The organism is Protofrankia sp. Cr2, assembly GCF_963555885.1.
Lineage (GTDB): Bacteria > Actinomycetota > Actinomycetes > Frankiales > Frankiaceae > Protofrankia.
In genome coordinates this window covers 323514-336536 of the sequence record NZ_CAUVXG010000001.1, presented here as the reverse complement: position 1 = coordinate 336536, position 13023 = coordinate 323514, and the positions used below count along the sequence as shown (strand labels likewise).

The following is a 13023-nucleotide window of genomic DNA, read 5'->3' as shown; positions in this document are numbered from 1 at the left end:
GTCGCCGCGCTTTCACACGCCGGTCACACAGCTCGATCGTTCGATTCGCACGACCGTGCGGTCCGATGGAGGGACGATTTCGGTGAAAGGACGGTGCCGATGATGCGCGGTACACCGATGGGGACCAGAATGCGCTGGGCGGTCCGGCACGGCGCAGCGCGGGCGGTGATACGCACGGCCCAGCGCCGGGGTGATCAGCACACGCTCCTACTCACCGATCCGACGCTTCGTGCCGACCCGTTCCCGCTGTATGACGAGATGCGCTCGCAGGGCGCCTTCGTATCCGGACGGTTGGCAATGATGACTGTAAGCCACCAGGCCGCGGCCGCTGTCCTGCGCGGTGAGCAGTTCCGGGTCGGGTTCGACGGCTCGGCGCTTCCCCGACTCCTGCGCATGGTGTGGGCCGCATCCCGCGATGAAAGGGTCAACGGCCCGCTCAACCCGCCGTCGTTGCTCGCCGTCGACCCGCCCGACCACACTCGCTATCGCAAACTCGTGTCGAAGGTGTTCACGCCCCGAGCGATCGAGAACCTGCGTGGACGTATCGAGGAAACCGCCGACGAACTCCTCGACGACATGGCGGGCGCGGCCGGGGTCGACCTCGTCGGCCGCTACGCCAGCCTGTTGCCGGTCACGGTGATAGCCGAAATCCTCGGCATTCCGGCCGATATGCGCGCACAGTTGCTGGCCTGGGGCACCGCGGCGGCACCGAGTCTCGACATCGGCCTGTCCTACCCGGAGTACCGGCATGCGGAGAATGCGCTCCGGGATATCAACACCTGGCTGCACGGGCATTTCGAACGCCTGCGCCGCAACCCGGGCGACAATCTGCTCAGCGAGCTGGTCCTCGCCGTCGACGAAGGCCAGCGACTGAACGAGACGGAATTGACCGCGACCGCACAACTACTGCTTGCAGCAGGCTTCGAGACGACCGCCAACCTGCTCGGAAACGGCGCCGTCCTGCTGCTGAATCACCCCGAGCAACGGATGCTCCTGCGCGATGACCCGGGCCTGTGGCCCAACGCCGTCGAGGAGATCCTGCGGTATGAATCACCAGTACAGATCGCCGCCCGATTCGCCCATGCGGATACCGAGATCTGCGGTGTTCCGATACAGGCCGACCAACTGGTGGCCGTCTTTCTCGGCGGCGTCAACCGGGACCCGGCCGTTTTCACCGATCCCCACTCTTTCGACATCCGGCGAGCCAACGCCCGAGAACATCTGGCCTTCTCCAACGGCATCCACTACTGTCTCGGTGCCGCGCTCGCCCGCATCGAAGGTGAGATCGGGCTTCGTAAGCTGTTCGAGCGCTATCCGGAACTGGCGTTCGCCGACGAGCCACGCCGACGGCAGACCCGGGTCCTGCGCGGGTACGCGGCGATACCGGTTACCCCGGAGAGCAGAACTCACCCGCCCGTCGGCGCCACGGACAACTGACCGTGCGCACACGTCAGTCACGAAGGTGGATGGCACACCGGCTCTCAGGCGAAGCGCCCCTGGCCCCGGCCTTCTTCCGCGGTCGCTTCGGTACGCGCATGTGAACGGGTCGCTTCGGCAACTGCGGGGGTGCCGAACCCAGTGGACGGGAACATGTCCACAGCGGCAAGCTCGCGCCGGACACCCCGCATCCGGGTAGCCATTGCGATCTTCGTCAGTCCGGTGGCCAGTGCCGCAAGGCCCACCCAGAGAACCAGCAGGGTGAGGGAGCGGTTCGGGTAGGCGGCGGCCCAGAAGGCAACTCCGATCTCGAACATGCCGACGATCAGCGGCATCCACCACTGTGCGGTTCCGCGAACGTCCGCGACTTGCGCTCCGTGACGCTCCGCGGCACGAAGCTCCGTACCACGAAGCTCTTCTGTGGGAAGCCCTGTCGTGCGAAGCTCGGCACGGCGCGCGACGAAAGCGTTCACAACATCGTAGATACCCTTGCCCAACAGATACCAGGCTACGATCCGGGCCACCACCGTGAAAGTCGGATCCGGCCAGGCCAGCGCGACTACGCCACCGGCGACACAGAGCACGGCGAGCAGGGCATGTGACCAGCGCCAGTCCCGTGCCGTCGCAGTCGTAGCGATCATCTCACTCACAGCACTGACAAGCAGGACAACACCCAGCAGTACCGCGATGGACCGTTCGGTCGTCAGGTCGAACTGGAGTATCGCCAGGGCGAACACGACCCAGGCGATCCCCGCAGCGAGGACGAGCCACCACGGAACGCCTCCAGCGCGTTCACCGTTTCGGTGCGCCGGTGCTGTTGCGGCACTCACGACTGATCTCCCATCTCGCGGCCTGACCGAAAACCGTTCTCAGAGCCTGTTTGGGATCTTGACTTCCTCGAGGTCCAGACGCCGTGATGCCCGTATTCGGGCAGCTCATTCCTGTCGCGGCAAAGAATCATTTCGGCCGCGCCGAAACGGACGATCCGGATTGGTTGGTATACAGTGGATGAAATGTTGATATACCACCGGCCAACGATTACTCCGAAATGATGTCGATCAGCCTGGACCAATGCATGGAATGTACTGGTCCAGGTCCCGCGATGCCAGCCAGCAGGGGCTTATCCAGCAGGGGCTAGGCCTTCCGGCCGACCCCGCAGTACCCGTCGACCGGGGCGGGCAGGCTACCGTCCGGAGTGGGTTCGGGCCGCCAGTGGGTGTGTGACACCACTCCCGGTTCAATAAGTTCAAGCCCGTCGAATCGGCAGGCGATCTGCTCAGGGGTCCGCAGGATGTACGGGACCGCGCCGGTCTCGTTGTAATCGTCCTGGGCCTCGTCGAACCCGGTGTCGCCGTCCGGACGGGTGCCGTCGTAGGTCGCCAGATAGCTGCCCGACGGCAGCGCGTCCAGCATCCGCTTCACGAGGGACAGCACCTCGTCGTCGTCGACGATGTGGCCGAGGATCCCCATCAGCATCAGCGCGACCGGCTGGTCGAAGTTCAGCGTGCGCGCCGCACCGGCCAGGATGGTGTCGGGATCCCGCAGATCTGCGTCGAGGTAGTCCGTGACTCCGTCAGGAGAGCTGACCAGCAGCGCGCGGGCGTGGACCAGTACCAGAGGATCGTTGTCGACATAGACGATCCGGGAGTCCGGAGCGACCCGCTGGGCGACCTCATGGGTGTTGTTAGCCGTGGGCAGGCCCGTGCCGATGTCGAGGAACTGCCGGACACCCGCCTCACCGGCCAGGTAGGCGACCGCACGGGAAAGAAAACCCCGGGACGCACGGGCCAGTTCGCCGATACCCGGGAAGACCTTGACGTATTCATCGCCGGCGGCCCGGTCCACCGGATAACAGTCCTTGCCGCCCAGCCAATAATTCCAGATCCGGGCGGAATGCGGTACGGAGGTGTCGATCCTCGACCACGGGTCTTGCTCGGACGACTCGTCGCCTGCCATGGGGGCGGTCTCCTGGTATGCGTAATGTCTGCTGTCGTTCCATACCGTACCGCCACAACCAGGATCTGCCCACCTCACCCGGCCAGTCCCGGCGAAATGGTGCCCGACGATAGGAACGCCCCGCGACGCCGCGTCCCCTATTGCCGGTCGCTCTTAACGCTGCAACGCGCTCTGCTGCCCCGAGACGTCCCGGCCGTGGAGGGCTTGGAACTGACATGGCGCTATCAACCCAGCACCGTCAGCACCGAAGCGGACGGCGACTGGTTCGACGTCATCGTGCTGCCCACCGGCCGGATAGCCCTGGTCATCGGGGACGTAATGGGCCGCGGTCTGGGCGCCGCCACCGAGACCGTGACCCTTGCCAACGCCGGTCATCTCCCCCCAGCGCTGCGCCACCCCGACGGAACCGTCGAACTCATCGGTGACACCCACGGCATCATGCTCGGCGTCGGCGACCAGAAGCTCACCAAAACCCGCTGCCGGTTCCCTGCCGGCTCCACCCTCGCGCTGTACACCGACGGGCTCGTCGAATCCCCCACGGTCGGCATCGGCGACGGCTGCCAACGTCTGCTGGACACCCTGGCCGACACCGTCGACCTGCCCACCATCGCCAACCTGCCGACTACCGCCAACCGCTTGCTGCGTCTCATCGACCGAGGCAACGGGTTCGACGACGACGTCGCTCTGCTCCTCGCTCGCGCCAACCCGTGCTCGCATGGGTCGTGATCGGCCCGGACGATCTGTCTCTGCAACCTGATCCGGCACGGTACCATCACCCTGTGCACCAGAAACATCACGGATGGGGTACCCGATTGCGTACCGGCGGTGAATGATGCGATCCAGGATGCGGCCACCCGCCTGTCGGTCGGGAGCGCCGGGCTTGTCCATCCTTCCTGGGCACTTCCCACGTTACTTGCAACCGTCGCCCCTAGTTACAAGTAACCGACCACTTCTCTTGTAATCTTGAAGCCATGGATCCTGCGAGGTATAAAGCGACCGGCTGGGGACGCGCTGTGTCCACCGGCGGCAGGCACGGCTACGTCGCATACATGCCAGCTCCCCTCCCGCACACCATTCCTCTCGATCTTCCTACCGTGGGTCAGCTGAGTCTTGCGGAGCGGGCTGTCGGCCGACTGGCTGGCGCCGGACGACTCCTGCCGAACCCGCACCTGTTCCTCGCGTCCTACCTGACCGAGGAGGCGCTGGCCAGTTCCAGGATGGAGGGCACCCAGGCGTCGCTGACGGAGTTGTTCGACGCAGCGGCGCTTGGCGAGACCCCCAGCATCGACGTACGTGAAGTGCAGAACTACGTGCATGCGCTGGAGCACGGCCTCGCCCGACTACCGGACCTGCCGGTCAGTAAGCGCCTCCTGTGCGAGATGCACAGGCTTCTGCTCGTGGGTGTTCGAGGGCAGGAGAAGACACCTGGCGAATTCCGGCGTTCGCAAAACTGGATCGGGTCGCCGGACAATCGACCCGAAACGGCGTTGTTCGTGCCGCCCACGGTGGAAAACATGTGGCCGGCACTCGACGACTGGGAGAAGTACGTCCACGAGGCGCGGCCTGAGCTTCCGCTGCTGGTCCGTACAGCACTACTTCACTACCAGTTCGAAACGATCCATCCTTTCCTCGACGGCAACGGTCGCCTCGGCCGGCTTTTCATCGTCCTGTACCTCGTCGAACAGGGTCTGCTGCCCGCGCCGCTGCTGCCGTTGTCCGCACAGCTGGAACGTACGAAGAGCCTCTACATTGAACACCTTCAGGGAGTACGTGAACGCGGTGACGTGCAGGGCTGGCTCCGCTTCTTCCTCTCCGCCGTGGCGGATCAGGCGAACCGGTCCGTAGAACGAGCCGAGAGAATGACCGATCTGCGTGAGCGCTACCGGTCAAAACTGCGTGGGAACCGCAGCAGGGCAGGAGAGGTAGTGGACCTTCTCTTCGGAAATCCGGTCCTCACCACTCGGTTTGTCGTCTCCCATCTTGGCGTGACATCACAGGGCGCCTCGCACCTGTTGCGGCAACTCACCGAGCTCGGCGTCCTTCGTGAGGACGGCGACGGCCGGCGCGGTGTCCGCGCTCGTTGGTACGCGGACGAAGTCCTCGAAGTGCTCGAGCTGTGACAGGAGCGGGTCGTTCGGTGGCCACTCGACCCCGCGCGCTGCGCTGATCTATCAGCGTGCCAGCGGGGAGCGGGCGTCCGAAGTCGCCCGGGGAATGTCGGCCCGCCTGGCAAAGGGTGACCCCCGGCCGCGCCGGTCCTGATGGCACATCCGCCGCTACTGGCACGCCAATGGCACAAGAGGCCCCAACCGTAGGAACGTCGGGGTTCCAGGGGGCTCGGCCCCCTGGGCAGATATGGCGAAACGACCTGGTCAGACCGTGTCTGACAGAACCCACCCCGAGTGGAGCGGGCGACGGGAATCGAACCCGCGTTGCAAGCTTGGGAAGCTCGTGTTCTGCCTCTGAACTACGCCCGCGTAGTACGTACAGCATCCTACAGGCCGCCCCGGTCGCGGCGCGGGCAGGCCCCGCCCGTGCCGGTATGCGTCGCCGGGCCCGTGTGGGGTTCGAGGCGACCCGCGTGCGGTTCAAGGTCGACAGGGTGACGACACGTGATGAACCACCACAGCGGCGACCCGACGCGAGATAGGTAGATCATATGACTACTCTCCGGAGTCAATGCGCTACGTGAGCGCAACCCCGGGGAGGAACAGGTGCGATTTCGCAAGACGCTCGTCGCGCTGGCGACCGGAGTCCTTGTCGTCGGCGGCACGACATCCGCCACCGCCGAGGACATCGCAATCACCAGCGGCCTGCCAGTGGTGTCGATCACACCGCTCGACCAGTGCTCCACAGCCGACTTCGACAACGATCGCCGCCTCGGACCGGCGAACCTCCCGCTCTTCGACGCGGTGGGCAAGATGCTCTTCTTCTATGACAGGAGCGGCGGTCAGCCCACGCAGCAGTTCCTGGACACCTGGTGGGATCCTTCCGTCCAAACGCCATTCGGTCTCGGAAACTGGGTATATCCTGCAAATTCCGGATATTATATTAATCCGAATGGTACGCCTGTACGAATGGTGACAACGCTGGCTCCAGGGCAGGAAATCGACCGGTTCGGCGGGACGGGCGGCAACTTCCTCTCCCCCGAGGGAACGCGGTACGCCGACCGGTCCCTCCCGCCCTCCAACCTGGACTCCACTACGGACCCGGGTGGCTGCGACTACCACGTCTACCGGGTATTGAAGGAGTTTCACGTCTACTCCGGAGCGATTCGCCCGTGGTTCGACCAGCCCGGCAACGGTCGGCAGTACCAGCTGGTGTGTTCCCTCATCCCAGCGTCGCAGGGCTGCGACCCGACGACCGATGCCCTGCCCGTCCAGTGGCTCCTCGACAACCAGTACCTGGCGGAGGTACCCCCGGAGGACATGTAGGTCGAGGTGACCGCCGCGGCAACCGCAGCAAGCGGTAGCGTGCTCGAACGTGCTGCTGTCTGACGGGGACATCCGAGCGGAGATCGTCTCGGGCCGTGTATGCCTGGACCCCTACGATCCGGCGCTCGTCCAGCCGAGCAGCGTCGATCTGCGGCTCGACCGGTGGTTCCGGGTGTTCCAGAACCACCGGTACAGCCACATCGACCCCGCCATCGAGCAGGAGGACCTCACCGACCTCATCGCGCCGGACGACGACGAGCCGTTCGTCCTGCATCCCGGCGAGTTCGTGCTCGGCTCCACGCTGGAGATCATCACCCTGCCCGACGATCTCGCCGGCCGGCTGGAGGGCAAGTCCAGCCTCGGACGCCTGGGCCTGCTCACCCACTCCACCGCCGGTTTCATCGACCCCGGCTTCTCCGGCCACGTCACCCTTGAGCTGTCGAACGTCGCAACCTTGCCGATCAAACTCTGGCCGGGGATGAAGATCGGCCAGCTCTGTCTGTTCCGGCTCTCCTCCCCGGCCACCCACCCCTACGGCTCTGCCGTCTACGGTTCCCGCTACCAGGGTCAACGCGGCCCGACGCCGTCCCGCGCGTACCGTGACTTCACCCGTTCGGCGATGCCACCGGGCGACCGCGACCCGACACCGCCGTAACCGCAGGACGGTCGCAAACCCAGGCGGTCAACGAGTCAGACGTTCAACGAGTCAGACGTTCAACGAGTCAGACGTTCAGAGATCCCGAAATCGGTACGGAAAAGCTCCGGTTCCCGCCCGGGTGGCTGGAGCGGCCGGGGCCGGGCCGGGGTGGCAGGCACATCACGGCACACCGGACCCGCCATCGACACCTCGAGAGCTTCACCATGATGCAGGATGGTGATCGGGTCGCCCCGCAGCAGTACATAGCATGCGATGGCGTCGGTGACCTCGACCCGCAGCCGCCGTCCCCGTGGACACACGATGAACGCGAGCCTGCTGATCCCCTCCGGCAGCCGGGGCGCGAACGACAGGGTGGCCGGGTTGGCCGTTCCCGAGTTTCCCGTTCCCGAGTTGACGGGTCCAGGGTAGTCACGCAACCCGCCGAACCCCTCGACCAGCGCGATCCAGCTGCCGGCCAGGGACGCCATATGCAAGCCGTCGAGAGCTCGGCCGTGCAGGTCGCGCAGGTCGATCAGGGCAGCTTCGCGCAGGTAGTCATGGGCAAGCCCGAGATGACCGACCTCGGCCGCCAACACCGCCTGGGCCGATGAGGACAACGAAGAATCACGAACGGTAAGCGCCTCGTAGTAGGCGAAGTTGCGAGCCTTCTGCTCGTCGGTGAACGACTCCCCCCGGCGTTGCATCGCCAACACCAGATCTGCCTGCTTCACCACCTGTTTACGGTACAGGTCGAAATACGGGAAGTGCAGGAGGAGCGGATACTGGTCAGGACGCGTCTGCTCGAAATCCCATACCTGGTGGCGGGTGAACCCAGCAGACTGGGGGTGTACGCCAAGCTTTTCATCGAAGGGGATGCACATGTTCGCGGCAGCGTCCCGCCAGGACGCTGCCTCCTCGGCATTCACGCCCAGTTCGTGCGCCTTCTCCGGATGCCGCCGGACCGCATTCGCCGCCTCTACCAGGTTCTGTTGGGCCATCACATTGGTATAGACGTTGTTGTCGACGACCGCACTGTACTCGTCCGGCCCGGTGACTCCGTCGATGTTGAAGGCGCCATCCAGGTCATGGTGGCCGAGCGACCGCCAGAGCCGGGCCGTTTCGACCAGGAGTTCCAAACCGATCTCGCGTTCGAATACGTCGTCGCCGGTGACGCGGACATGACGCACGACCGCGTCCGCTATATCCGCATTGATATGGAACGCCGCCGTACCGGCCGGCCAGTATCCGGAACACTCCTCTCCGTGAATGGTTCGCCACGGGAAGGCCGCCCCGGAGAGGCCGAGCAGGTGTGCTCGTTCCCGGGCCATGGGCAAGGTCGCCTGCCGCCACCGCAGCGCGTCCGCCGCCGCGTTCGGCACGGTGTAGGTGAGCACCGGAAGCACATAGCTTTCAGAATCCCAGAACGTGTGGCCATCATACCCTGGACCGGTGAGGCCTTTCGCCGGAATCGGCCGACGCTCGGCCCGCGCACTCGCGGACAGGACGTGGAACAGGGCGAAACGAACGGCCTGCTGCACCTCGGCATCACCGTCGACCTCGACGTCCGCACGTGCCCAGAAGTCGTCAAGATAGGTCCGCTGCTCGGCGAGCAGCCCCTTCCAGCCGGTCTGGCGGGCGGCGGTCAGCGCGGCCGCGGCCTGGTCGCGCAGGGCCGGTAGGGAACGCTGTACCGACCATCCATAGGCGATGAACTTGATAAACCGCAACTTCTGACCTGGATCCAGCAAGGTGGTGATCGTCACCCGGCACGAGTCGGCATCACTCTCAGCGGTCACCCCCGTCGCCGACCGCCGGTCGATGACATGATCCATGGCGGCGGCGACCCGGATGCCGCTGTGCCGCGTCCGGTGCACCAACTCGGCATGCGAACCGTGGCTGCCGTTCCACTCCGCCACCAGCGGAGCCTCCAGTACGGCGGCGGCCCGCGGGTCCGCGGACTGCCTCGGCAACTGCTCGTTGGCGACCAGTTCAGACTGCACGACCAGCCGGGCCGAGGCTTCGAGTGGCTCGACCTCATAACAGATCGCAGCCATGGCCCGCTGGACGAAGGAGACCAACCGCACTGATGACAGGCGGACCGCCTGGCCCGCCGGTGACACCCATTCGGCCGTACGGCTCAGCACGCCCCGGCGGAAATCCAGGATCCGTTCGTGGGACCGCAGGTCCCCGTACCGGACGTCAAAAGGTTCGTCATCGACCAACAGACGGATGAGCTTTCCATTGGTAACATTGATCATTGTCTGGCCGGACTCCGGGTAGCCGTAACCGGCTTCCGCGTAGGGCAACGGCCGCAGCTCGTGGACGGAGTTGAGATAGGTGCCGGGCAACGCGTGCGGCTCTCCCTCATCCAGATTCGCCCGCAACCCGACATGCCCGTTGGACAGGGCGAACAGCGACTCCGCCCGGGCCAGCCGGTTCGGGTCGAGGCCGCATTCGCGCAGCTGCCATGGATCGACCGGAAACGACATGTCACCGATCACGAGCCGCTCCTGGAGCCGCGCCCGCATGGTCAGGACACTCGTCGGTGTCGAGCAGCTCGCCGAGGTCAGAAATAACGATATCGGCACCATGCGAGCGCAGAGCGTCCGCATGCCCGACCCGGTCTACGCCGACGACGAACCCGAAACCCCCGGCCCGCCCCGCCTCGACCCCTGCGATCGCATCTTCGAATACCGCCGCGCGCGACGGCACCACGCCGAGCGCGCGAGCACCGGCCAGAAAGGTGTCAGGCGCCGGTTTACCTGCCAAATGCTCGCGTTCAGCGACAATACCGTCGATCCGGACAGGTAGCAGCCTATCGATGCCGGCGGCGGCGAGTACCTCCGCACAGTTCGCGCTCGACGATACGACCGCCCGTGGGGCGCCTGCAGTCGCCAGGGCTCGGAGGTAACGTACAGAACCGGGATAGGCGGCAACGCCACCTTCACGGATCATGGTTGTGACGAGTTCGTTCTTGCGTTTGCCCAGGCCATGGGCTGTGTCGGCGGATGGAGGATCGTCCGGGCCGCCCTGCGGTAGCTCGATGTGGCGGGAAGCGAGAAACGACCTGATGCCGTCCGCCCGTGGCTTGCCGTCAACATAGGGGGGATAGTCGTCAGCAACGCTGAACGGAATAAATGGATCACCGGTGCGTTCCGCCCGCCGACGGAGGAATGTGTCGAACATCTCCTTCCAGGCTGCGGCGTGGACGGCGGCCGTCTGCGTCAGCACACCATCCAGGTCGAAAAGGCGTGCCCTGATGTGTTCGGGTAGTCCGAGCATCCGTTCAATCCTCTCGGGAGCGTCGGCGGGGTCGTCCTACCCGGGGACACCCCTGCCTGACCGTTCAGCACGCGAGGTAACGTCCCGCGGGCGGGTCCCACGCGGGCCGGAGCAGGTCTCAGACCGACACCCGTACCCAGCCCCGGCCAGAGGCGGCGCGACTATGACCATCCGTGCCACTGACGGCCACCGGACCTGACGCAGGGAAAGGGGGCACCGTCCGTGACAACCGTCAGCCGCGACAGCCATCCCACGAAGACCACCGCAACCAACCTGCTCGGCGGCGATGGCCACGGGAATCATGGGAGGTCACGGCCGGCACGACCTCAGTTGCCGGCATGGAACCGCTCATGGGTACCGACAGTGGCCGCTGCTCTGGTATTCATCGCTGGACTGACTGACATCGTGTCGGCGGTCACACCGGGGTGGCGCGACCGACTGGACGTGATCCGTCAGATCCTGCCGGGGGCGGCATCGCGCCAAGCCGCCGCCTTCACGGTTGTGGTCGGACTCCTCCTGCTGCTGCTCGCCCGTGGTCTGCGCCGACGCAAACGCCGCGCCTGGCTCGGGGTGGTGACGCTGCTCGGCGCCAGCATCGTCCTGCATGTGATCAAAGGCCTCGACGTCGAAGAAGCGGTCGCGTCGGCGGCGCTGGTCGTCGGGCTGGTGCTGGCCCGGGGTGAGTTCCAGGCCAAGGGTGATCCGACGACCCGGTGGCGGGCGCTGTGGGTCGGGCTGCTGCTCGCCGCGGCCTCGATCACGGTCGGGATGCTCCTGCTGCGGATAGGCGCCGGCCGCCTGCTCGGTCCGCATCCGCTGACCACCCAGTTCACGCACGTCGTCGAGGGTCTGGTCGGCATCCACGGACCGCTTCGGTTCAGCTCCGAGCGGGTCTCCGACCTCGTCACCCGGACCCTGCTCACCATGGGCCTGCTCACCATCGTCACCGTTGTGTACCTGGCGCTACGCCCGCCGGAACCACGCCCGCGGCTGTCCGCCGAGGACATCGAGCGGATGCGCGCGCTGCTCACGCGGCACGGCGACGCCGACTCACTGGGCTACTTCGCCCTACGCGGCGACAAGACCGTCGTCTGGTCGCCGACAGGCAAGGCCTGCGTCGCCTACCGGGTGGTGTCCGGGGTGATGCTCGCCAGCGGCGATCCGCTCGGTGACAACGAAGCATGGCCGGGCGCGATCCGGGAGTTTCTGCGGATTGCTACTGAACACGCATGGATACCAGCAGTCATCGGCTGCTCTGAAACCGGCGGAAAGGCGTGGGAACGGGTTGGCCTGTCCGCGCTGGAATTCGGCGACGAAGCAATCATCGACGTGCGGACCTTCACCCTTGACGGCCGCGACATGCGAAACGTCCGGCAAGCTGTCGGCCGGGTCGAGCGAGCCGGCTACACCTGCCGTGCCCTTCGGATGCGCGACCTGCCCGCTGACGAACGCAAACGGTTGAAGGAGCAGGCCGAGGCGTGGCGTGGGGCGGAGACCGAACGCGGTTTCTCCATGGCGCTCGGCCGGATCGGTGAACCCGGCGACGACAACTGTGTCGTGGTGATGGCCTTTGACCGCAACGTACCCGTCGACGGCGACTCAGGCAGCGCCGACTCGGGCAGCGCCGGCTCGATCAGCGCCGAGAACTGCGACAGGGCGCTGGACGCAAGGAGCGAACCGCGGCTGCGGGCGCTGCTGCACTTCGTCCCCTGGGGACACCGGGGCCTGTCACTGGACATGATGGTGCGCGACCGCGCCGCGGACAACGGACTGAACGACTTCCTGATCGTTTCCGCGGTACGGGCCGCGGCCGGGCTGAACGTGGACCGGCTGTCCTTGAACTTCGCGTTCTTCCGGTCCGCCTTGGAACGCGGCCAGCGACTCGGTGCCGGGCCGGTGACCCGCCGTTTCCGAGGGCTGCTGGTCTTCCTCTCCCGCTGGTTCCAGATCGACAGCCTCTACCGGTTCAACGCGAAGTTCCAACCGCAGTGGTCGCCGCGCTACATCTGCTTTCCGACGAACCGTGACCTGCCTCGCATCGCCCTGGCCATGCTTGAAGCCGAGGCGTTCCTGGTCTGGCCACGGCTCACGATGATCCCGGGCGCACGCCGTGTGGCACAGTTGACCCGCCGCCGCCCATCCTGCTGAGCGGTGAGGCCCGAACGCGGAAAAGCCCGGAACGATGTGAATCGGGTGCTGTCAGCATGACAGCGGATCCACATCGTTCCGGGCGACGTCACATCAGTCGGACCCGGATGGTCCCGCCCCGTCTGTCGA

10 protein-coding genes and 1 tRNA gene are annotated in these 13023 nt (G+C 65.8%); 6 read left to right on the top strand and 5 right to left on the bottom strand.

Features of this window, described 5'->3' with window-relative positions:
- Positions 1–117: 117 nt before the first annotated feature.
- Positions 118–1437: a cytochrome P450 gene (locus U9978_RS01445; protein WP_416210815.1), complete on the top strand. Its 1320-nt coding sequence runs from the start codon at positions 118–120 to the stop codon at positions 1435–1437.
- Between the two features lie 44 nt (positions 1438–1481).
- On the opposite strand, the gene U9978_RS01440 is transcribed toward U9978_RS01445, so the two are convergent.
- Entirely contained in the window at positions 1482–2267 is a 786-nt protein-coding gene (locus U9978_RS01440; protein ID WP_322759181.1) for an HdeD family acid-resistance protein, read from the bottom strand.
- Positions 2268–2571: 304 nt separating this feature from the next.
- Positions 2572–3393 carry an SAM-dependent methyltransferase gene (locus U9978_RS01435; RefSeq protein ID WP_322759180.1) on the bottom strand — a complete coding sequence of 274 codons (822 nt, stop codon included), beginning with the start codon at positions 3391–3393 and terminating at the stop codon, positions 2572–2574.
- A 195-nt stretch (positions 3394–3588) separates the two neighbouring features.
- On the opposite strand from U9978_RS01435, the gene U9978_RS01430 reads away from it, so the two are divergent.
- Together U9978_RS01430 and U9978_RS01425 are read left to right on the top strand one after the other, a co-directional pair.
- Entirely contained in the window at positions 3589–4119 is a 531-nt protein-coding gene (locus tag U9978_RS01430; RefSeq protein ID WP_322759179.1) for a PP2C family protein-serine/threonine phosphatase, read from the top strand.
- 323 nt (positions 4120–4442) lie between these two features.
- A complete protein-coding gene (locus U9978_RS01425) occupies positions 4443–5513 on the top strand; it encodes a Fic family protein (RefSeq protein ID WP_322759178.1) in 1071 nt (356 codons plus the stop codon).
- A 283-nt stretch (positions 5514–5796) separates the two neighbouring features.
- On the opposite strand, the gene U9978_RS01420 is transcribed toward U9978_RS01425, so the two are convergent.
- A tRNA-Gly gene (locus U9978_RS01420) sits at positions 5797–5870 on the bottom strand.
- A 237-nt stretch (positions 5871–6107) separates the two neighbouring features.
- On the opposite strand from U9978_RS01420, the gene U9978_RS01415 reads away from it, so the two are divergent.
- Together U9978_RS01415 and dcd are read left to right on the top strand one after the other, a co-directional pair.
- Positions 6108–6827 (top strand): TNT domain-containing protein, encoded by a 720-nt coding sequence (locus U9978_RS01415; RefSeq protein WP_322759177.1) that lies wholly within the window; start codon positions 6108–6110, stop codon positions 6825–6827.
- Between the two features lie 49 nt (positions 6828–6876).
- Entirely contained in the window at positions 6877–7482 is a 606-nt protein-coding gene (gene dcd, locus U9978_RS01410) for a dCTP deaminase (protein WP_322759176.1), read from the top strand.
- Positions 7483–7541: 59 nt separating this feature from the next.
- Here the strand turns inward: dcd and U9978_RS01405 are convergent, their stop codons facing one another.
- Positions 7542–9992 carry a glycoside hydrolase family 65 protein gene (locus U9978_RS01405; RefSeq protein ID WP_416210804.1) on the bottom strand — a complete coding sequence of 817 codons (2451 nt, stop codon included), beginning with the start codon at positions 9990–9992 and terminating at the stop codon, positions 7542–7544.
- Entirely contained in the window at positions 9955–10746 is a 792-nt protein-coding gene (locus tag U9978_RS01400; RefSeq protein WP_322759175.1) for an HAD-IA family hydrolase, read from the bottom strand. The genes U9978_RS01405 and U9978_RS01400 overlap by 38 nt, the downstream gene beginning before the upstream one ends.
- 330 nt (positions 10747–11076) lie before the next feature.
- Here U9978_RS01400 and U9978_RS01395 point away from each other — a divergent pair, with 330 nt between their 5' ends.
- Entirely contained in the window at positions 11077–12894 is a 1818-nt protein-coding gene (locus U9978_RS01395; RefSeq protein ID WP_322759223.1) for a phosphatidylglycerol lysyltransferase domain-containing protein, read from the top strand.
- Positions 12895–13023: the final 129 nt, after the last annotated feature.